Origin of the sequence: Pseudoalteromonas sp. GABNS16E (assembly GCF_028598715.1) — a bacterium.
Classification (GTDB): domain Bacteria; phylum Pseudomonadota; class Gammaproteobacteria; order Enterobacterales; family Alteromonadaceae; genus Pseudoalteromonas; species Pseudoalteromonas atlantica.
The window spans coordinates 13,884-34,238 of sequence record NZ_JAQREZ010000048.1 but is presented as its reverse complement, the minus strand read 5'-3'; the positions used below and the strand labels follow the sequence as shown (position 1 = coordinate 34,238).

Here is a 20,355-nt window from a genome sequence, read left to right as displayed (position 1 = left end):
AACCGACGACATTACTTGCTTCATCCTATGTATTAACTCGCTCTAATTCGAGCTAAAGTAATTATGGCTTAAAAAGTTAGGCAGGGATCAGTGCGTTTAACTTGACAGTGGGAGTCATACCAACGCCTGGGCAGCATGGCTTTCATGTTCATCAATATGCTAGCTGCGAGCCAAAGCAAAAAAACGGTAAAGTTGTACCGGCCGGTGCTGCTGGTGGACACTTTGATCCTAACAGCGCTAAACACCACGATGAACCCTGGAGTAATGGCCACTTAGGCGATTTACCTGCGTTATTTGTAAATGAGCGTGGCGAAGCTAAATCGCCTGTTTTAGCGCCAAGGCTCAAGCTTGAGCAGCTTAAACAACACGCAGTGATGATCCACAAAGGGGGCGACAATTATGCCGACGAACCCAAGAAATTAGGTGGCGGTGGTAAACGTGTTGCGTGCGGCGTAATTAAGTAATTCGGAGGTTATTATGCCTTATCAAAACACAAGCGAGTTACCGGATTCGGTAAAAAGTAACTTACCTAAACATGCCCAAGAGATATATCAAGAGGCGTTTAATAGCGCGTGGGATACCTACGAGGACCCAAGCGATAGAAAAAACGACGACGACCGCGAAACCACAGCGCATAAAGTAGCTTGGTCTGCGGTTAAAAATAGCTACAGTAAAAATGATAATGGCAATTGGGTTAAGTCGAATAATTAGTTACTGGTACAAGTAAAAAACCAATGCATAAAAAAGCCGCTACAAAAGTTGTAGCGGCTTTTTTATAGCGCAATTAGGCTACTCGCTTTTGTGTTTGCGGCGTTTATAAAAGGCAAAACCACCCACTACACAGGCTAATATAACCGCCATTATAATAGTAAATGCCCACGGCCCAAAACTAGCAATGGCAGGAAGTGCAAGGGCAGTAACAATACCGCCGCCAACCACAGGCTCATAAAGTGGTTGTTTGTAACTAAAGGGGCTAATATGCTCGCTTGGGTTTGAGGTAGCCTGTTTTAGCATTAACAGCCCAACTGCCGTAGTGCCCATAGATTGCCCAAGCTCGCCAATTCCTCTCACTTTCCAATCTTTTGGGAAAAACCACCCGCCAAAGAAAAAGTAAATAGCTGCGCTATAGGCAACCCCCACTGCGCCTAAAATTAAAATACTTTGCCAATATTTAGCAAGTACCGATAAGTTAAGCGCACCCAGTGCGGCAATTATTAGTAAATCGAGGGAGAGGTTAGAAAGCAGATTTATTTGATAGTGACTAATTAAGTTACCCATGCCTGATTTATTAAGCACTATTTGCACCACTAAACCCACCATCATCGCAATGGGGAATAAAGGCATGTACTCAAGTATTTTTACCGATGAATCGGCAAAAAGGTTTTTTTCGGCTACTTGTAAGCCACTAAGAATAAGCCAAGCAACAATAACAACCGTGCCTAAAATAGCAAAGTGCAGGCCAAACGGGCGGTCTTTTACCTCTACTTTTTCGTCGTGGCTAATTTCAAGTTCTTGGTCGCCCCCATCGGTGCGATTAGACATAATAGTCCCTAACACGATGGCGCTTATAAGGCCTATTGTTGCTATACCTAACCCCAAGTCCATACCTTTTGCAAAATCGATACTTTCAAAAGTGGATTGCAGGCCAGCTACGGTGCCATGCCCGCCCTGAAATCCCACCGCAATGAGTGCGCCGGCAACTTCGTTGGTATCAAATAAAGGGGCAAGTACTAATAATGCCGTGATCATACCCACCACATATTGGCCTATGGCAATGCTGTAGCCAAAGCTTAAATTGGGTAGGCTTTGATTTAGCGATTGTTTAATTGTAGGTATTTTTTTACCTAAAAATAAACCTGCAAACACCACTACAATTAAATACCCAGGTAACTCCTTCCATATGCTTGTGACCTTTTCATCTATCCATAAATTAGTGCCTTGGAGCGACAAATTAATATGCTCACCGAGTAATTGTGGCCCTAATAAAAGAGCCAATACGCCAGCAATTAACGATGAGGGCACAATTAAGCCCCTTAAAAATGTGTACTTAATTAAATTACCTAGCGTTAAAAAAAAGGCCAGTAATAGTAACGACTTAAAAAATATAGCTATATCCATAACTGATTTAACCTATGTTTTATGCTCCTTTTAACTACTCACTAATAAAAAGAGCTATACATGTTTGAGTGCTAAATACGCTAAGTAGCAATATATATTCCAGCGATTTTTAAATTTTAAGTAATTGATAATTCTATTTTAAATATTTAATGTTGAATTGAGTGCAACGGCTTTACAGAGTATTTGTATAATTTTCAAACTAAAGTGTTAGGTAAATACACAGAGAGTGCGTTAAACACTCGTGTGAGTTTCGCTTAAATGTGCGTTACTATTTGGCAAAATTAAGTTTGTTTAAACCCATTGGGATTACGTTGAATTATTTAGCTCACCTTTACTTAGCAAAGCCTACAGCCGATTCACACTTTGGCAATTTATTAGGTGATTTTGGTGGACGCAGGCACGCAGAATACCTGCCCAATAGCGTTAAAAGTGCACTAGAAAACCATTACTTAGTCGATAAATTTACCGACTCACACGCTTTAGTAAAAACCACTAAACAGTACTTTTCGCCCGAGCGAAAGCGCTTTGCAGGCGTAGCGATTGACGTGCTGTTTGATCACTTTTTAATTAGGCATTGGCAGCAATTTAACAAACACCCTTTAAATGATTTTAAACGCAGCAGCTACGCACTTTTAAATGAGCGCATAGCGGTTATGCCAGCGCGCATGCAGCATGTTGTAACCAGCATGACTACAAACGATTGGTTTAAAGAATACAAAACTATAGAAGGGGTAGGGGTTGCGCTTGATAACATAGCCAAACGCATTCGTTTTACTAATAACTTTGCTGGTTCCGCTGAGGATATAGCGCAAAACTACCATGAGTTAGAATCGGTATTTTTAGCATTTTTCCCTGAGTTAATTGAACATGTTAATGAACATGCCTTAGAAAGGGCGTATTAAAAACAATGCTTAAATGTGTTTAATATTGAACGTGCATTATTACGTGTACTGCTAGTTTATTTTTGTTAAATTTCGCGGCTCTATTATGCCATTTGTATAGCTTAAAGGATTAACTAAATATGGATTTTTCTACGATTTTGGCCACGTTATTAGGCCAGCTTTGGTATTTTATACCGCTGTTTATTTGTATTGGGGTTTTTAAAACACCTTGGTTTAAAGGAGCGATAGGAGAGTGGCAAGTTAATGTGCTAATTAAACTGTTTTTAAATAAGGCAGATTACACGTTAATTAAAAATGTGACGCTGCCTACTTTTGAAAACGGCATCGAAAATGGTACTACGCAAATTGATCATATTATTGTGTCTGAGTTTGGTGTGTTTGTGGTGGAAACTAAAAACATGAAAGGTTGGATTTTTGGTTCAGCGAATCAAAAAATGTGGACAAAAAAAATTTTTAAACACTCATCAAAATTTCAAAACCCCCTGCATCAAAACTACAAGCATTTAAAAACACTTGAGTCGTGTTTAGGTATAAACAGTAACGCATTATTTTCGGTTATTATTTTTATTGGCGACAGCACATTTAAAACTAAACTACCTGAAAATGTTAGGTTTGCACGCGGCGGTATTGAGTACATTAAAAGTAAAACCGAGCGAGTACTTAGTGCTAATACTAAAAACGATATAGTAAATACAATTGAAAGCGGAAAATTAAAGCCAAGTTTTAAAACAAATCGCCAACATGTAAGCCATGTAAAAACAATTATTGAACATAAGCAGGCGCCAAAAAAAGAACGCTCAGAAACTCAGATATGCTCACGTTGCGGTGAGAAAATGGTACTACGTAAAGCAAAGAAAGGTACTAATATAGGAAATACGTTCTTTGGCTGTAGTGCATTCCCTAAATGTAGAAATAGTGTTGAAATTTAAAAGGAAGTAGATTTTATGCCTGATGTAACGGCACTGTTTTATATAGCTATTATGGCTTTTTATTTATTACACAAAAACGAAGAAGCCAAAATATTAGTCCCCGTAATTGGCTTTGCTGCAATCCCCCTTTTTAGTAACGATTACTGGCAATGGTTTCAGCTTAGTGCGGCATTAAGTGTTGTGGTTATAGTGATAGAAAAAGAGAAAGCAGGGTATACAGGCGGTGGTGCTGTTTCGGCATTTGCTGCATTTTTATCGGCGCTTTATTAGTTAGTATTTTTATACACGCGACTTCGTCTGCGGTTACTAGTTTAAACCCTACAAGCTTTAATTTTAAACATCCACTAAGTTACGCGTGGCCTAGGCATATTGTAATTTTATATGCGTCTGCGTTTGTATCTGCCTTACTGGGTGTATTGTTTAATGTTCGTATGCCTGTAGCTTTTTATGGCGCATTAATTATTGCGGGATTGCTTGCAGTTTTACCTCATTTTTGTGGCTCTTTTTTATATGGCTTAGCATTAAGTGTAATTATTATTGTAGTCACTTTTTTGGTAGCGCTTATTAAAAAGGCACAAGAAGAAGCGCGCGTTACATTTATTTATATAGGGGCAGGGTTAATGCAGGTGAGTTGTTTGGTTAAGTACTTTAGCTAACTATTTTTGAACGACCGCTCAAGTTGTGGTTTAATTGTAGCTACTACTTTTAGGAGCGTTTTATGATCAAATTTTATTTTCACCATACACCTAACCCAATGAAGGTTGCTTTGTTTTTAGAAGAAACAGGCCTACCGTTTGAACTTGTGCCACTTGATACCTTAAAAGGTAAGCAACACACACCTGAGTTTAAAGCCATTAATCCTAATGCAAAAGCACCTGCCATTGTTGATGGTGAAACTCGTGTGTTTGATTCGAACGCTATATTAATGTACCTAAGCGAAAAACACGGTAAGTTAGCAGGTAAGCCAGAGAATCGCGCCGAAATGCTTTCATGGTTAATGTTTATAGCATCTGGCCTTGGGCCGTATTCGGGGCAAAGCGTACACTTTAGACACATGGCGCCTGAAGGGCTTGATTACGCCGTTAACCGCTACTTGCGTGAGGCGCAGCGCCATTACGAAGTGCTTGATGCACACCTTGAAGGTCGCGACTTTATAGTGGGTGATGAATACACCATTGCTGATGTATCTGCTTGGGGTTGGATTGATAAAGCGCCAGTAGTACTTGGTGAAGAAGGCCTAGCGCCATACCCTAATTTAAAACGTTGGTTTGAAAGCATTGATAGCCGCCCAGCGGTTGCGCGTGCACGTAAAATTGGCACCGATGTCGCCTTTAAAAAAGAGTTTGATGAAGAAGCCAAACGTGCGTTTTTCCCTTCAAATTACCCAAAAGTATAAAAAGTACTTAATACTAAACAGCAGAGCCAGCTAGCTGATCTGCTGTTTAGTATTTTATGGATGTGTGAGCGCCTCTTTATTTTCATCTGCCACGAATAAATTAACTTCCTCTGTATGCTGGCTTACGCTATTTCTTTTTAGGGCGATGTATAGGTCTGAGTGAATATATATACCTTCTTTTCCTGATTTCATTCGTGCAAGTTCAAGCCTTATATCACGCTTTTTAAGTATTCCGTCTATGTTGGCAATGATTGGTATTTTCTTTTATGTGATTAAAGTGATTACTAAATTAACTGGCATGAAGTTGAACATATGGTTCATCCACAGTAATTTAAGCATAGATCCAAAGAAATAAAAAACGGGCCTTCCTGAAGTTATAAGTATTCACATACAAATTATTAAGGCTAACTTAAAGCCATATATCCCAAAACTTAACTCCGAGGGTATGCTATTAATTTATCGCCTGATGATAGCTAGGCTTATCAACAAGGTGATACTGAATTATTACTTTTTAGTTGCTTCGAGGTTTGAAATATTTTTTGTATATTCTACACGGTGGTTTATATGGACATTAATTATTGTAGTGCAGAGTTCGCAACAAAAATAATAAGGTTAGAATAATCGATGAATTTAAATAGGTACTAAAAGTATTAAAAAACAAAGGATAACCCCTCCACCTCTAATTTACACGTAAGCTTATTTACTTTGGTAATTGAGTTATTACTCGTCAATCAAGTTGGTGTTAGTCTTGCAATTGCTTTTATGATGATAAAGTGAATTTATTAGTCGTATTTTCAATTATCAATAATTTTTATTAATTAGTGTTAGTAGTTTTACTAAACCACTATTTATTTAATGCGGAGATAATAGCCATGAAAGCGAATATAAGCAGTGGAGATAAAGCCACTAAAGTGGGCGGTATTTTTAACAGCGAACATAAAGCTAAAGCAACCTTTGATATTTTAAATAATGACGAGAACTTTGTAAAAAAAAGCATAAGGCTAATTCCACCTCACGATCAACATTACGATGAAAAGGTTGAGCCTGAAGATAAAAAAATTGCTAAAACTATGTTGAAATCACACTTAGTATTTGCCGTAGTTGGTCTTGTTGTTGGTGTGATCATTGCCAGTATACTCTTTTTATTAGAGTTTGAATTTTTACAACAGCACATCCTAGAAACATATGTTTCGATAAGTATTCTTTGTACTTTTGTTGGTTTACTAATTGCTGGAGCTTTTTCGTTAAGGCCAGATCACGATGATTTGATCAACAATATAAGAGAAGCAACTCGCTCGGGTCTGTGGGCGATTGTTGTACATACCGATTCCCACGAGAAAATGGAAAAAGCAAAAGATCTTATGCAGCCACACGCTGTATCAATATCGACGACTTTATAATGCTAATTGATATAATAATTTAACCAACAAGGTTGTATAATAGCGTTGTTGGTTAAACCGTATTATAACTTAGCTGCTCTATTAATGTGACTTCATTATCAGAAGCCTGTTAATAATTTAGCTATTTTAGCCCATTAAATAGCTTATGTAGTGAATTGAAAATAACTTACACAGTAATAGGGGGCTTAGCCGTTCAACGAATAATAAAATACAGTGACTCTTTTTTATTTTTATTGCCGTTTATATTTTACAACTCGGCTAATTATTCCTAATTGGTATGAGCTTCAAATAAGGCAACTTCGTCGGTAGGCTGGCTTACTCTATTTTTTTGTAGCGCAACATATAGATCAGAGTGAATATATATACCTTCTTTTCCTGACTTCATTCCTGCAATATCAAACCACGAAAGTAGTTGACGTTTTCTACCTGCAAGTTCAAGCCTTATATCGCGCTTTTTAAATATATCGTCGAGGTCGGCAAGCATAGCCATTACGCTTAAATCTAAGTGAGTAAAGCAGGGCACAGCGTCAATTATTACACATTGGGTGTCGTCTTTTTGCCTTGCGTATTGCTCAAGTAATCTGCGTTTAAAGTAGCTGGCATTAAAGTAAGTTAAAGGTGAATTAAAGCGATAAATAAACACGCCTTGCACTGCTTTTGCTTTATCTTTGGCGTCTAAACTTCTTACTACACCGTTAACATCTACGCCGAGTATATTGTCGGTTGGGCGCATAACAGTGCGAATAAATTGAAATAACCCCAGTAATACAGCAAGTGTGATCCCTGGTATAACGCCAATAAATAACAGCGCAAGTAAGGTGGCTAAGGCGAGATAAAATGCCTGTTTATCTTTTCGTTTTAATTGCCAAACAGCTTTTAAATCGAGTAAATGAACAGAAGCAATAATAAGTACAACACCCAGCGCTGCACTTGGAATAAACTCAAGCGGGGGCTGTTAAAAAAACGGCTATGACCGCAATAATAGCTGCTGCAATTATTGATACTAACTGCGTTTTACCACCCGTTGCATCGTTAACTGCGGTGCGTGAGTCGGCGCCACTGACTGCAAAACCTTGCGAAAGAGCTGACGCTATATTGGCAATACCTAGCGCTCTAAATTCTTTATCGGCGTCTATGTCGTAGCCATTTTTAGCAGCAAAGCTGCGGGCAGTTAGCATCATACTTACAAAGCTCACAATGGCTAAGTTAAGTGCGGGTACCACTAGCTCACGAATAATTCCTAAATCAAAAACAGGAGTATTAAAAACGGGAAGCCCGCCAGTTACGGTGCCAATAGTTTTTATATCATGTTGTTTTAAATCAAAAATCCATACCAAAAACGCACCAAATGCAATGGCAAACATTGATGCAGGCCACGTGGGTTTTATGCGTTTCATGGCAAAGTAAACCGCCAATGTGAACAAGGCCATTAACAAGGTGGGAACATGTGTTTGCGCTAGGTAGGAGGGTATACTACCTAGGCGTTCAAGTAGGTAGCGCTCGTCAAAGGTAAAACCGAATACTTTAGAAAATTGACCAACAATAATAGTGATGGCTACGCCGTTTAATAAGCCCATTAAAATAGGCTTAGATAAAAAATCGGCTAATACACCTAACTTCAATTTACTGGCTATAAAACACCAAAAGCCAGTCATAGCGGTCATGGTGACAACAAGTTGCCAATGCTTAAAGCTGTCACCTGCAGCAAGAGCGGTTACTACGGCTGCAATAACGGCGCAGGTGGCGGCATCAGGGCCAACTATTAGTTTGGAAGTGCCAAAAGAGCATATAGCATCATTGGCAGTATGCAAGAATATAACCCTACCGCGGCGTTAACACCGGTTAGTTGTGCGTAAGCAATGGCAACAGGTAAAGCTACGGCAGCTACCGATAGCGCCGCTCTTACATCATCAGCAAACCATTGTCGCTCGTAGTGCAGCAATGTAGCTAAACCCGGCATAAAATTATATAAACGCGACAGCACTGCAATTTTCCTGTTGGTGGTAACGCCTCGATAGTAAATTTAATAACAAAATAAGTATAGCTAGGACGGTGGTTATTTTAATAAATTGCAGGTGATTATTTATCAAGATATTAAATTTATAATTTGGCAGAAAAGTTAACTATAAAAGTTAATGCTCCTGAGGCGTTTGTCTTTTTAGCCAGATTATGTGCATGGTATTAATCTACTGATATCGAACGCCTCTGGAAATAACCAAATCTAAAATCTAGTTTTTAAATTTTTTAAGATTATTTAGCTCCACATGCCGGATATAACTCAAGTACTTCTGTTACTACTTGTGCAAATAAGGCTTGTTCTTGCTGTGTTAAATCTATAGCAGGTATAAATGGCATTGTGTCTGTTAATTCTGAGGTAATGATTTGATAAAAGGTCATCGCTGTAAGGACATTGCCTGCATAGGATGCGTGATTACCGTCGGCACTATGAAGGTTTATACTAGGCATTATTTCTAATACTCGATTCCATACAAAGCCAACAGGCGCTATGCAGCTAGGTTGTTTTTTACTGATTGATAAATGGAGGTCGTAAACCAGCTTTGCTTCTATGGGATCCCCTTTTTGAGGATGCTCTGGAAATAATATGGGGGTTGTTTTTTGTTCTTTAGCAACTGAGAGTAAACGCTCGGTGGCATCGGTCGGGTAGTCAACGGCTCCTGATTGCGAATATTTCTGGCCTTGAAAAATAGCATGACTCCAGTTATTTTCACTTAGTTTATCTATATTAGAGTCTACTTCGGCTATTTCATCTAAAAACCGCCCGCCAACAGTCATTGTTTGTACTGAGCTGTTAGATAGTTGATGTGTAATTATGGTTTCTAATAAAGTACCTAAACTTGAACTATGGCTATTACCGTAAATAATTATTTTGTAATCACCTTGTGGATTGTTATTAGTTACAGGTGGTGATATTAGTGTTTCTTTATTCTCAGCTATTTTAGAGTCATTACCTCCAGAGCCGCATGCAGTTAACGCTAACATTAAAGCTAATGTGAGTAATATTTTAGATGTATATTCGAATGACATTAGACATCCTTTTTTTGTACCAAATTTAAGCACGATTTATGAATACTAGATACTTTATGGTAAAGCTGCAAATTGGCTTTAAAAGTGAATACATAAACTGTGGCTTTTAGCTGTTAATAGAGTGGTTCGTGGGTTAGTGTTTTTGAGCTAATTATATTAGTGGTAATTTAGCCGATGCAGTTAAAGTATTGTAGTTCTTATAAAAAATTACAAAAGACTGGTTAATATAATAAAAAAGGGCAAATATAGCCCTTTTTTAATACACTTAAATTTACTTTTATAAACCTACAGCGCCACTAAGCTTTGCGTGAGCATTGCTTTAATTTGTTTAACTATGTTGGCTTCTGTTTCGGGTTCAAATTGTTGAATACGCGGGGTATGGATATGCCCAGTAGGAATGCTCGAATTTAGCGCGTCACGCAGTCGAATACTACGATACGATATTTCGTTAGACAAATAACCACCCCCGCCGCCATTTACCGCAACACTGTTTTTAAGCGCGCCGTACGAGCCGGCTTTAAAGGTTTTATCGAGTGTAGTTACTTCGCGGTTGTCGATTACTTTATATGGGCCTTTGGCGTTTTGCATGGCGCTTACTGGTAGGCTAAATTTTACAAACTCATTACCAGGTAATGGGCGGCCATTTAACTGGGGTATAACAGGGCTTGTTTGCGTACCGCCGTAGACAATATTGGCGTTATCTGGCGCGGTTACGCTGCGGCGTTTACCAGGAAAGTGCTCTAAATCAAACTCGGTTCTGCCCATGCTAACCGTTACAACCATGTCGACGTTATTAAGTGCGTAGTAAGGGGCAAGGAGTGATTCTATTATACCTTGGTCAAAGTCTTCGTAGCGTACTGGTACCATAACTGTGTTAATTTCGGCGCTAACGCCATTGTAATTAATAACTTGGCCATCGAGTAACAATGCGGCGACCCCAGATGGGTTGCTTTGGTTGATATTTTTGTCGAGTAAAAAAGGGTCAAATCCGGTAAGTATAATTTTTTTATCACTGCCTGATGAAAAAGCTAAATCGGTGCGGCCTCGGCTGCCCTCTTCAAGCATGCTTAGCAGCGTATTTATTTGCGCGTCAGATAGCTCAACGTTAGCTGCGGTTGTACGTATTATTTTGCTTGAAAGCAAGCGCGCCCAGTAAAGTGCTCGGTCGTCGTAATTGTTAGTTTTAATAATGCGTTGCTTAGCGCTTTCCCACAGCTCAAAACTATAGGTTTGAATGAGCTGCTTTGCCTCTTTAAAGTTATTGAGTGCTTTAAACTGTTGCTCAAAGGTGGTTACTTCTTTATTAAAGGCGTTTAACACAGTAGGCATAGCTGTTTGCGCTTTGCTAATGCGCTGTTCTTCAACGGTGAGTGGATTACTTAAAGCTGCGAATGAAGAGGCAATTAAGCTGGTTGCTAGTAATACTTTGATCATGATACTCCTAATTAAGCCGTTGTTATTTGAGTAACTTACTATCCTACTATTAAACAGTGAGGGCAATTATTTAAAGTTGAATTAACTGATATCTGGTACGGATGGGATGTTACATGATTACATTTTGATGAATTTAGCAAAGCGCCGCACTTCTAGCGGGTTATTTCATTTACTATAGATTTAATAAAAAACACGGGAATAAAATAATGGTTTCTAGAAGAGAGCTTTTATTAAGTGCAGGCTCGCTTGCGTTTATTGGCTTATCGCGCAGCGCAATGGGTAACGTTGCTTTACCTGAAGTAACAACAAAGTTACCTGCTTATGGCCCATTAATAGCCGACCCTCAGGCCTTATTAGATTTACCTAAAGGCTTTAGTTATCGGGTTATATCGGCACTTGGCGATAAAATGGATGATGGTTTAGACGTACCCGACCGTGCTGATGGCATGGGTTGTATTGCATTAGATAACGAACGCGTAGCCCTTATACGTAACCATGAGCTACAACCTAAACACATTAATAAAGCATCTGATTTAATTAGTAACCACAAAACCCCTTTAGCCTATGATTCATTTAAAAATGGTGTAGCTTTGCCTGGGGGCACTAGCCATATAATTTATAACTTAAAAGAGCAAAAGCGCGAGCAAGAGTATTTATCGCTGTGTGGCACAATAAGAAACTGCTCAGGCGGTGTAACGCCGTGGGGCAGTTGGCTAACCTGCGAAGAAACCGTTATGGATAAAAGCGATGGCTTGTCTCAATCTCACGGTTACATTTTTGAGGTACCAGCCAGCGCCAAAGGCCTAATTAAGCCAGAGCCATTATATGATATGGGCCGGTTTAATCATGAAGCCGCAGCAATAGACCCACAAACCGGTATTGTTTATTTAACTGAAGATAGAGGCGATAGTTTGTTTTATCGGTTTATTCCTCATCATCGCGATAAGTTAAATAAAGGCGGCACATTGCAAGCTATGGTAATTAAAAACCAGCCTCAGTTTGATAGCCGAAATTGGGATTCACCGGCCATGCCATTACACAGCGACCTTTTAGTTGAATGGATAACGCTCACAAACCCTAAAAGCCCAAATGATGACCTACGTAAGCAAGGTTATAAAAAAGGTGCAGCCTTATTTGCACGAGGAGAGGGAATACATTGGGGTAAAAATGAGCTTTATTTTTGCTGTACTAATGGGGGCAAAAAGCAGTTAGGTCAGGTAATGAAGTACACACCTTCAAAAAACGAAGGCACTGAGTTAGAGCAAAATGAGCCTGGTAAAATACAACTATTTGTAGAAAGTACAAACGAGTCGTTATACAACTTTGGTGATAATTTAACGGTAGCACCTAACGGGCATTTAATTGTATGTGAGGATCAATACACAGACACGGTGAATAACCATTTACGCGGGGTGACACCCAAAGGAGAGGTGTATAACTTTGCTAAATTGCATGCGCAAACAGAGCTTGCTGGGGCGTGTTTTTCACCTGACGGGCAAACCTTGTTTGTAAACGTATACATGCCAACTAAAACGTTGGCTATTACTGGTCCTTGGGATAGTTTTAAGCTTTAAAGTGGTAAAAAATACAAACGCTTAGCATGCCTATACTAGGCGTTTGTATTTTAACAATCCTTGTAGGTTTACCAAATCCGTTAGCAAGCTTTAATCATCCTTGGTGCATTTACTACATCCTTTATGTAATAAGCAACGGGTCCTTGTAGTTTGCACTTCATCCTGTACCTACTTATGTAACGTATCCTTGTATCTTTACTAGTCCTTTAGCTCTTATTAACATTCCTTGTATGGCAAAGTGGGTAATAAATTAATGATTTAGTTTACCTGCAGACGATTCAATGTGTGCACGTACAAACCATTGAAACTGTTCTAAGTCACCTAGCTGGCTGGTGATCATATCCTCTGATACTGGGTCTAATTCAGACAGCGTACCAATGGCTTTGCGGTGGTCGGCGTTTACGCCGCTGTATACTTTGTCTAATGCACCTAAATGCTCTACTACAAAAGCTTTACCTAATGAGTATTCTTCCCATGTGCGGCGATCTACAATTGACTTAGGTGTACCTTGTGGCGTACCGCCTAATGTAGCAATACGCTCTGCGATGGTGTCGGTCATTTCGCGAATAGCATCGACTTGTGGGTCTAACATTTCATGCACACCAATAAAGCTTGGGCCTACTACATTCCAGTGAATATGCTTTAAAGTAAGTTGTAAGTCTAAAAGCGCTACGAGTCGGTTATCGAGTGTTTCAATTGTTTTTTTTGCTGATTCGTTATCCATACCTGGGGCTGTAAATTCAATTGGGTGTTGTGAGTTACTCATAATGTCTCCCGTTGTGTAATTTGTTGTATGTAGCCATTGCTACCATTTAACTTGCAATACATGAAGCAAAGCCTATGCCTACCAAGTTTATTTGTTTAAGCTATTGATATTTAATGTTTTATTTTTACTTGGGTACGTAGGGTTAAAAAGGGAGAGACGTAGAATATGAATTTTATGCACTTATTTTTGTAAATTGTGCACAGTAGTAAAAAGCTGTGGCTGTTTATCGATTGAGTTGAAATTTGTTTATGCTCAATAAGGCATAGTCAGTGTAATACAGCTACCTAAAGTACCTAGCCTTACAATTCATGCCGTTATTAAATTGCCTTTAAAGCTCACCTTAATATTGCATGCGCTACAACCTCTAAATAAAACCCAGTAAATAAGCTAAGCAAGGGTATACAAAATATAAAGGTGCTTATTTATTACCTTCGTAATGATTAATTCAGGTGTTTTATACAGGGCTAACGCTGCTCTTTTAAAGCCGCGCTACTGGGCTTTACTGCTTAGATTTTAAAAATCAGCCTTTGTGCTTATTTAATCTCTTTAGTTGGTGAATGCTCACTGATATACTCCCGCCGCATTTTAATTGGGGTTATGTAAATAAATTATGAATTTTTTAAAAGCACTGTTTACAACATCTATACTGCTTTTGTCTCACTCAGCACTAGCAGAAAATTGGAGCGTCACACAGCTTCACACAAATTTTGGCGATGCCTTAAATCCCTTTACCGGGGAGTCGTCATTTACACGCACCTACACCATAGAGCATGCCTCAGAGCATGACTTAGGTGATAATTACTTTTTTATCGACTTTTTAAACGACAGCCTTAGTGATGGTTTTCAAGATACGGGTATATATGGCGAGTGGTACACAACACTTAGCTTATCAAAAGCCTTTGATACCTCTGTGCGTTATGGTGCAATAAAAGACACAGGTTTAGTGTTTGGTATAAACGCCGGTGAAGAGGGGTTAATGAAATACACCCCAGGCATCAAGCTCAGCTGGGATGCCCCAGGCTTTGATTTTTTAACAACTACTTTTGCAGGTTACATTGATGCCAACGGCGGCGTGGAAAAAGAACAGCTAGCCAAGCAAGACAACAGCATTTTTATAGACCTTGCATGGGGTGCTCCTTTTACACTAGCTAGCCAAGCATTTTATTTTACCGGCCACGTAGAATATATTTCTGGGCGTGATGACGAACTAGGCAATAAAGTTAATGAGTGGTTGCTTGCTCAACCCGCTGTGCATTGGGATGTAGGGCAAAACTTTAATTTAAACCCGCAACAGTTAATGGTAGGGGTAGAGTGGCGCTATTGGTACAACAAGTTAGGGACTAATAAAATAGAAAACCAGCCCTTTTTACATGCTATTTGGGTATTTTAAGCAAAGCTTGCTTTGCTAGGCTGATAAAAAAATAGCGCCTTTTGGCGCTATTTTTAGTCAGTGTGGTTGGAACTTTAAGTGGTTGGTTGTTACTCATAACCACGAGGTTTTTTGGTTTTAATAACTGCAATATAAGCATGCCAACTGGCGTAACTAAGCAAAGGCATAATTACAATAAAGCCCGTGGCGCCGGTAGCAAAACCAACAGCTACCAATACAAATATACAAATTGACCATACCACCATAGCGGCAAAGTTAGTTTTTACAGCGTTCATAGAGCTGATTACAGCGGTCATAATATCTACTCGTCGCTCCATCATTATTTGTGGAGCAAAAGCAGAAAGCGAAAATACAGTCACCAGTAATACCCCTCCTATTATGCTGCCTAACGTTAAAAACGCCGATAACTCTTCAAAGGTGGGATTGGCGTGGCTAGGATATAAAGCATGCACAAGCGCAGCTAAACGCATCCAAGCAATCATGATAACCATTAGCATTATTGCAAAGCCCCATTCGCCTACTGGGTTTCTAAACATCGACTTTATAGAGTGGCTAAGTGTGGGTTTATGGCCTTTTTCAAGCTCCCATGCTACATCGTAAAGGCCTGCCGCAAAGGCTGGGCCTATTAATGCAAACGCCACGGTTGCAGGCAGTATTACTAAATATGTACCTGTAAACATTGCCCAGTAAACAATAGCAACAGGAATAATGGTAAATATTACCCCGTAAATAAGGCTCAATATGGGCGCACGGGTCATGTCTTTAAATGCCAGTGCTAGCCAGTGAAAAGCCGCAAATGTGTTTACCTTATTGCATTCAATGCAGCGGGCAAATTCAGAGTGTTTATTAATCGTATTTGTTGTTGGCATAACAACGCTCCTTAACAAGGTGTCTCTTAAAGGTTTAGAACACATTGGCTTTATTTACAAATTGAACAATATATACGCAATAAAAAATATTTTCGGTCAATTTATGTACTGATTTGTTTTTGTAACTGTTATTGGTGATAAAAATGAAAGGCAAATACAGCGAATAAGTAAAAATTCGTAATTTGGTTAATAAAAAGTTAACATTAAGTGTTTAATGTGATTTTATATTTACAACCAGTCTAACAGGAACAATAAAATGGACGAGATAATAAATAATATTGATGTAAATCAGTATTTGCCGGCAGCAGTAATGTGGGCAACAAATATTCTAATGGCAATTGTTATATTACTAATAGGCTTATGGCTTGCGGGTAAAGTGCGTAATATGATTATTAGTTTATGCCATAAATATACTCACTTTGATGACACGCTGTTTCGCTTTTTAGGCAGTATGGCGCGCTATGTTATTTTAGCGTTTGTATTTATTGCCGTGTTAAACCGCTTTGGTGTGCAAACAGCTTCAATTATTGCGCTATTAGGTGCGGCAGGTTTAGCTATTGGGTTAGCGCTGCAAGGTGCTATGTCTAACTTAGCTGCAGGTGTAATGTTACTTATATTTAGACCTTACAAAGTAAACGACTTTATTGAAGCCGCAGGGCGCTTTGGTAAAGTGACCGAGGTTGATATGTTTACAACTATTTTGCAAACGTTCGATAATCAGCAAGTTATTATCCCAAATAGCCAAATTTGGGGAGCGCAAATTATTAATCATTCGCATCACCCTATTCGTGGCGTAGATATGCACTTTGGTGTGGCATACGATGAAAACACCGACGCTGTTCGCAAAGTTATTGATAGCGTGCTCGAGGCTCATCCACACATACTAAAAGACCCTGCTCCTTTTGTTGAAGTAGAAACACTAAACAACAGCTCGGTAGACTTTTTAGTAAGACCTTTTTGTAAAGGCGAGCACTACTTCGAAATTTTATACACGGTGCCAGAGCTGATTAAAAAAGCCCTTGATGAAAACAATATCGAAATTCCATTCCCACATCGTAAAGTTATTTTAGTTAACGAGAATAAAGATTAAGGCTTAAGCCTAAGAGCACTTTATAAGTGCTCTTTTTTTGTCTGAAAAAGTTACACGCCTGTGTAATTTTTTCTTTTATAAATTACCTCAAATACTACTTTTTTGTCTGTATAGCCCTTTTTTACTAGGTTGGATGGCTGGTCTTTATTTTGCATTTGCATAGTCGCTTTTAGTTTTAAAGCTCATAAAAACTATCGACCCATTAAATCAAATTGTATGAAGGACTAAACATGGCTGAATCATTTAAATACTCAGGCAATAAAGGGCATGGTGGCGAATTACATCAAAAGGCTTCTAATGAATACCCAACGATGACCACCGCGCAAGGGTGCCCTGTTAGCGACGATCAAAACTCATTACGTGCAGGCAAGCGCGGCCCAGGTTTATTAGAAGATCATGTAATGCGCGAAAAGCTGTTTCACTTTGATCACGAACGCATTCCAGAGCGTGTGGTACATGCCAGAGGCTACGGTGCTCATGGTTATTTTGAAACCTACGATACGCTTGAAGATTTAACCTGTGCAGATATTTTTCAGCGCAAAGGTGAAAAAACACCGGTATTTGCACGGTTCTCAACTGTGGCAGGGAATAAAGGGTCTCCCGATTTAGCACGTGATGTTCGCGGGTTTGCTGTTAAATTTTACACCCAAGAAGGAAACTGGGATTTAGTGGGTAACAACATACCTGTATTTTTTATTCAGGATGCGATGAAGTTTCCTGATTTAATTCACTCAGCTAAGGCTGAACCAGACCGTGGTTTTCCGCAAGCGCAAACCGCTCACGATAACTTTTGGGACTTTGTAAGTTTATCGCCTGAGTCAATTCATATGATTATGTGGGCCATGTCAGATAGAGCCATACCGCGCTCTTTACGCTTTATGGAAGGCTTTGGTGTTCATACCTTTAAATTTATTAATGCAAATGGCGATGAAAAATTTGTTAAGTTTCATTGGAAACCAAAAGCCGGTATGCAGTCAGTAGTGTGGAACGAAGCGCTTAAACTTAATGGTGCTGACCCTGATTTTCATCGCAGAGACATGTGGGAATCTATTGGTAAAGGCGACTTCCCAGAGTGGGAGCTAGGTGTACAAGTGTTTGATCAGCAATTTGCTGATGAATTTGAATTTGATGTTTTTGATGCCACCAAGCTTATACCTGAAGAGCAAGTACCAGTAAAAATTGTGGGCCGCATGGTGCTTGACCGTGTAGTTGATAACTTTTTTGCTGAAACAGAGCAAGTCGCTTTTTGTACTCAAAACATTGTACCTGGGCTTGATTTTACACCCGACCCATTACTGCAAGGGCGTAACTTTTCGTATTTAGATACTCAAACCAAACGCTTAGGCGGTCCTAACTTTACGCATATTCCGGTTAATGCGCCTAAATGCCCAATGCGTCATTTTCAACAAGATGGCCACATGGCAATGCATAACCCTAAAGGGCGTGCTAACTACGAGCCAAACTCCTGGAGCGGCGATGAGCATAACCCCCGCGAATGCCCAGTGCATGGCTTTAAAAGCTCAAGCGAGCCAGAAGTAAGCGGTGGAGATAAGCTGCGTTATCGCTCAGAAACATTTAGCGATCACTACAGCCAAGCGCGCCAATTTTACTTAAGCCAAACAGAAGTAGAGCAAGCGCACATTCAATATGCGTTTGTATTTGAGCTTTCAAAAGTAGAGCATGTGCCGATTCGTGAGCGTGTGGTTTCGCACTTATTAAATGTAGACAACACATTAGCGCAAGAAGTTGCAAAAGGCCTGCGCCTGCAAGACATGCCAGAGCCGGCTGAAGCTGCTATGCCAACGCGTAACGATTTACCTGTATCAGATGCGCTAAGTATTTTAAAAAATGCGCCAGATACCTTTAAAGGTCGTAAGTTAGGAATTTTAGTGAGCGATGGCTTTGATGCTGATATTTTTAATTCGGTTACAAATGCCTTAGACGCTGAAGGTGCTAACTACGAAATTGTTGCCGCACAAGTAGGTGGTGCATGTTGCAGTAAAGGTAAGCATGTAGCAGCGGATCAAGTAATCAATGGCGGCCCTTCGGTGCTTTACGATGCGGTGATGGTACTTGCAACGCAAGAGGGCGCTAAGAAGCTTGCTGGTATCCCTGAGGCGAAAGACTTTGTGAGCGATGCGTTCGCGCACATGAAATACATAGGCTACACAAAAGATGCCATGGCATTATTTGAAGCCGCAGGGCTTGATGGTAAAGCCGACGATGGGTGGATAGATTTAAACATGCACTCTGCAGATAAGTTTATTGAAACATTGCGTAATTTAAGATTTTGGCAGCGTTAGAACAAAACGCTTTAGCAAATAAAAACCACACCCTGTAAAGGGTGTGGTTTTTTTATGGCTAACTGGTTATGGTATTAACTCTAAACAGTAACTAATTGGATTTATTATGAAGCTTAAAGGCGCTTGCCACTGTGGCAAAGTAACGTTTAGTGTGAGCTCTAAACACCCTTATCCTTATAACTTATGTTACTGCTCTATTTGTCGTAAAACGGCCGGCAGTGGCGGGTTTGTTATAAACTTGAACGCACAATACAGCACGCTTGAGGTTACAGGGCGTGAGCATATTACTATTTATCATGCCAAAGTGGGTGATAAAACCAGCCCCGCTGAGCGCCATTTTTGTAAACACTGCAGCAGTAACTTGTGGTTATATGATTCGCGATGGCCTGAGCAAGTTCATCCCTTTGCTGGCGCAATAGACAGCGAATTACCCGTACCGCCAGAGCACACCCATTTAATGCTTGCCAGTAAGGCCAATTGGGTTACCCCGCATATCCAAAAGAATGATAAACAGTTTGATGAATACCCCTATGAAAGCATTGCAGCGTGGCACCAACGCTTAAACTTAGAGCAATAATACGCTGGCTAAAGTGCACTGCATCGTACTTAAAAGGGCATAACTCCCAGTAACTGGGTAAAACTTTAATGATTAACAGTGCACTTTGAGGCGTTACTTTGTGTACAGTAATGAAAGTCGGTGTAGTAGTGAGATTACGCAGGCTTTTTATTATATAAAATGTAGTCGTGCATTAGCTTGGTGCTCAAGCGGCCCATTTCAAAAGGGTTTTGCCCTATGTTAGCCGAAGATAGACCCCTGCTTAACACATTGAGCTGTATTTCTTCTGTATCGGCAGAAACAATAATAATGTCTTTATCGGCAATACGTTGCTTAAAAGGCGCTAAGGCATTTACGTAATGAGGGTTAAATTGTGCAAACCCCGCCACAGCTAAAAAAATGGGTGGGTTGTCCATGTTTAATAAATGCATTAACTGCTTTAGTGACTCTTCGCGCTTACCTAAACTAAATAAGGGGCAGCGACTATGTTCGCGCCAGCCGTTTTTACCTGATAGGTGCGCTGTCGCTTGATCAGACAGCGCGTACCTAACCCCAGCAATACGCTTGTTTAAATTAGGGGTTG

The 20,355-nt window shown here is 39.7% G+C and carries 17 protein-coding genes and 3 pseudogenes; 12 read left to right on the top strand and 8 right to left on the bottom strand.

The genetic code is table 11. From position 1 onward, the window contains the following. Positions 1 to 122 precede the first annotated feature (122 nt). Positions 123 to 464: pseudogene (locus PSI06_RS16620) on the top strand (superoxide dismutase family protein); the annotation flags it as partial. 13 nt (positions 465 to 477) lie between these two features. Next, positions 478 to 711 (top strand): ChaB family protein, encoded by a 234-nt coding sequence (locus PSI06_RS16615; protein WP_273604340.1) that lies wholly within the window; start codon positions 478 to 480, stop codon positions 709 to 711. 78 nt (positions 712 to 789) lie between these two features. Here the strand turns inward: PSI06_RS16615 and PSI06_RS16610 are convergent, their stop codons facing one another. After that, complete coding sequence (locus PSI06_RS16610; RefSeq protein ID WP_273604341.1) at positions 790 to 2,118, bottom strand: sodium/glutamate symporter; 1,329 nt, start codon at positions 2,116 to 2,118, stop codon at positions 790 to 792. Positions 2,119 to 2,429: 311 nt separating this feature from the next. Between PSI06_RS16610 and PSI06_RS16605 the strand changes: the two genes are divergently transcribed. The 4 genes from PSI06_RS16605 to PSI06_RS16590 all read left to right on the top strand — a co-directional run bounded on the left by PSI06_RS16605 (position 2,430) and on the right by PSI06_RS16590 (position 5,345). Then, entirely contained in the window at positions 2,430 to 3,020 is a 591-nt protein-coding gene (locus PSI06_RS16605) for an acyl carrier protein phosphodiesterase (RefSeq protein ID WP_273604342.1), read from the top strand. A 119-nt stretch (positions 3,021 to 3,139) separates the two neighbouring features. After that, positions 3,140 to 3,949 carry an NERD domain-containing protein gene (locus tag PSI06_RS16600; protein ID WP_273604343.1) on the top strand — a complete coding sequence of 270 codons (810 nt, stop codon included), beginning with the start codon at positions 3,140 to 3,142 and terminating at the stop codon, positions 3,947 to 3,949. A gap of 15 nt (positions 3,950 to 3,964) precedes the next feature. Beyond that, positions 3,965 to 4,219, top strand: coding sequence for a hypothetical protein (locus PSI06_RS16595; RefSeq protein WP_273604344.1), 255 nt, complete (start codon positions 3,965 to 3,967; stop codon positions 4,217 to 4,219). A 448-nt stretch (positions 4,220 to 4,667) separates the two neighbouring features. Beyond that, positions 4,668 to 5,345, top strand: coding sequence for a glutathione S-transferase family protein (locus PSI06_RS16590; protein ID WP_273604345.1), 678 nt, complete (start codon positions 4,668 to 4,670; stop codon positions 5,343 to 5,345). 54 nt (positions 5,346 to 5,399) lie between these two features. Here the strand turns inward: PSI06_RS16590 and PSI06_RS16585 are convergent. Continuing rightward, positions 5,400 to 5,597 (bottom strand): annotated as a pseudogene (locus tag PSI06_RS16585) (SulP family inorganic anion transporter); the annotation flags it as partial. A gap of 620 nt (positions 5,598 to 6,217) precedes the next feature. On the opposite strand from PSI06_RS16585, the gene PSI06_RS16580 reads away from it, so the two are divergent. Further along, positions 6,218 to 6,745, top strand: a complete 528-nt coding sequence (locus PSI06_RS16580; protein ID WP_273604346.1) for a hypothetical protein — start codon at positions 6,218 to 6,220, stop codon at positions 6,743 to 6,745. A 268-nt stretch (positions 6,746 to 7,013) separates the two neighbouring features. Here PSI06_RS16580 and PSI06_RS16575 read toward each other — a convergent pair. The 3 genes and pseudogenes from PSI06_RS16575 to PSI06_RS16565 all read right to left on the bottom strand — a co-directional run bounded on the left by PSI06_RS16575 (position 7,014) and on the right by PSI06_RS16565 (position 11,224). After that, positions 7,014 to 8,729 (bottom strand): annotated as a pseudogene (locus tag PSI06_RS16575) (SulP family inorganic anion transporter). 266 nt (positions 8,730 to 8,995) lie between these two features. Beyond that, on the bottom strand, positions 8,996 to 9,790 hold the full coding sequence (locus PSI06_RS16570) for a hypothetical protein (RefSeq protein WP_273604347.1): 795 nt from the start codon (positions 9,788 to 9,790) through the stop codon (positions 8,996 to 8,998). A gap of 285 nt (positions 9,791 to 10,075) precedes the next feature. Continuing rightward, the gene (locus PSI06_RS16565; protein ID WP_273604348.1) at positions 10,076 to 11,224 is read right to left on the bottom strand and encodes a hypothetical protein; all 1,149 of its coding nucleotides are present in this window, start codon (positions 11,222 to 11,224) and stop codon (positions 10,076 to 10,078) included. 206 nt (positions 11,225 to 11,430) lie between these two features. Between PSI06_RS16565 and PSI06_RS16560 the strand changes: the two genes are divergently transcribed. Then, on the top strand, positions 11,431 to 12,798 hold the full coding sequence (locus PSI06_RS16560) for an alkaline phosphatase PhoX (protein WP_273604349.1): 1,368 nt from the start codon (positions 11,431 to 11,433) through the stop codon (positions 12,796 to 12,798). Positions 12,799 to 13,048: 250 nt separating this feature from the next. On the opposite strand, the gene dps is transcribed toward PSI06_RS16560, so the two are convergent. Beyond that, positions 13,049 to 13,564 carry a DNA starvation/stationary phase protection protein Dps gene (gene dps, locus PSI06_RS16555; protein WP_004587573.1) on the bottom strand — a complete coding sequence of 172 codons (516 nt, stop codon included), beginning with the start codon at positions 13,562 to 13,564 and terminating at the stop codon, positions 13,049 to 13,051. 610 nt (positions 13,565 to 14,174) lie between these two features. Between dps and PSI06_RS16550 the strand changes: the two genes are divergently transcribed. Further along, a complete protein-coding gene (locus tag PSI06_RS16550) occupies positions 14,175 to 14,954 on the top strand; it encodes a hypothetical protein (RefSeq protein ID WP_004587572.1) in 780 nt (259 codons plus the stop codon). 89 nt (positions 14,955 to 15,043) lie between these two features. Here PSI06_RS16550 and PSI06_RS16545 read toward each other — a convergent pair whose 3' ends face one another. Continuing rightward, positions 15,044 to 15,823: a DUF2189 domain-containing protein gene (locus tag PSI06_RS16545; RefSeq protein ID WP_096042273.1), complete on the bottom strand. Its 780-nt coding sequence runs from the start codon at positions 15,821 to 15,823 to the stop codon at positions 15,044 to 15,046. Between the two features lie 256 nt (positions 15,824 to 16,079). Here PSI06_RS16545 and PSI06_RS16540 point away from each other — a divergent pair, with 256 nt between their 5' ends. The 3 genes from PSI06_RS16540 (at position 16,080) to PSI06_RS16530 (ending at position 19,793) form a co-directional block, all read left to right on the top strand. After that, complete coding sequence (locus PSI06_RS16540) at positions 16,080 to 16,913, top strand: mechanosensitive ion channel family protein (RefSeq protein WP_004589490.1); 834 nt, start codon at positions 16,080 to 16,082, stop codon at positions 16,911 to 16,913. A gap of 230 nt (positions 16,914 to 17,143) precedes the next feature. Continuing rightward, a complete protein-coding gene (locus PSI06_RS16535) occupies positions 17,144 to 19,216 on the top strand; it encodes a catalase (protein ID WP_273604350.1) in 2,073 nt (690 codons plus the stop codon). A 106-nt stretch (positions 19,217 to 19,322) separates the two neighbouring features. Continuing rightward, entirely contained in the window at positions 19,323 to 19,793 is a 471-nt protein-coding gene (locus tag PSI06_RS16530; RefSeq protein ID WP_004588870.1) for a GFA family protein, read from the top strand. Positions 19,794 to 19,927: 134 nt separating this feature from the next. On the opposite strand, the gene PSI06_RS21510 is transcribed toward PSI06_RS16530, so the two are convergent. Then, positions 19,928 to 20,203 carry a hypothetical protein gene (locus tag PSI06_RS21510; RefSeq protein WP_337944399.1) on the bottom strand — a complete coding sequence of 92 codons (276 nt, stop codon included), beginning with the start codon at positions 20,201 to 20,203 and terminating at the stop codon, positions 19,928 to 19,930. Positions 20,204 to 20,355 lie beyond the last annotated feature (152 nt).

Coding starts and splice junctions, on each gene's coding strand:
- PSI06_RS16615 (WP_273604340.1), top strand. CDS start 478: ATGCCTTATCAAAACACAAGCGAGTTACCGGATTCGGTAAAAAGTAAC.
- PSI06_RS16610 (WP_273604341.1), bottom strand. CDS start 2,118: ATGGATATAGCTATATTTTTTAAGTCGTTACTATTACTGGCCTTTTTT.
- PSI06_RS16600 (WP_273604343.1), top strand. CDS start 3,140: ATGGATTTTTCTACGATTTTGGCCACGTTATTAGGCCAGCTTTGGTAT.
- PSI06_RS16595 (WP_273604344.1), top strand. CDS start 3,965: ATGCCTGATGTAACGGCACTGTTTTATATAGCTATTATGGCTTTTTAT.
- PSI06_RS16590 (WP_273604345.1), top strand. CDS start 4,668: ATGATCAAATTTTATTTTCACCATACACCTAACCCAATGAAGGTTGCT.
- PSI06_RS16580 (WP_273604346.1), top strand. CDS start 6,218: ATGAAAGCGAATATAAGCAGTGGAGATAAAGCCACTAAAGTGGGCGGT.
- PSI06_RS16570 (WP_273604347.1), bottom strand. CDS start 9,790: ATGTCATTCGAATATACATCTAAAATATTACTCACATTAGCTTTAATG.
- PSI06_RS16565 (WP_273604348.1), bottom strand. CDS start 11,224: ATGATCAAAGTATTACTAGCAACCAGCTTAATTGCCTCTTCATTCGCA.
- PSI06_RS16560 (WP_273604349.1), top strand. CDS start 11,431: ATGGTTTCTAGAAGAGAGCTTTTATTAAGTGCAGGCTCGCTTGCGTTT.
- dps (WP_004587573.1), bottom strand. CDS start 13,564: ATGAGTAACTCACAACACCCAATTGAATTTACAGCCCCAGGTATGGAT.
- PSI06_RS16550 (WP_004587572.1), top strand. CDS start 14,175: ATGAATTTTTTAAAAGCACTGTTTACAACATCTATACTGCTTTTGTCT.
- PSI06_RS16545 (WP_096042273.1), bottom strand. CDS start 15,823: ATGCCAACAACAAATACGATTAATAAACACTCTGAATTTGCCCGCTGC.
- PSI06_RS16540 (WP_004589490.1), top strand. CDS start 16,080: ATGGACGAGATAATAAATAATATTGATGTAAATCAGTATTTGCCGGCA.
- PSI06_RS16535 (WP_273604350.1), top strand. CDS start 17,144: ATGGCTGAATCATTTAAATACTCAGGCAATAAAGGGCATGGTGGCGAA.
- PSI06_RS16530 (WP_004588870.1), top strand. CDS start 19,323: ATGAAGCTTAAAGGCGCTTGCCACTGTGGCAAAGTAACGTTTAGTGTG.
- PSI06_RS21510 (WP_337944399.1), bottom strand. CDS start 20,203: ATGCATTTATTAAACATGGACAACCCACCCATTTTTTTAGCTGTGGCG.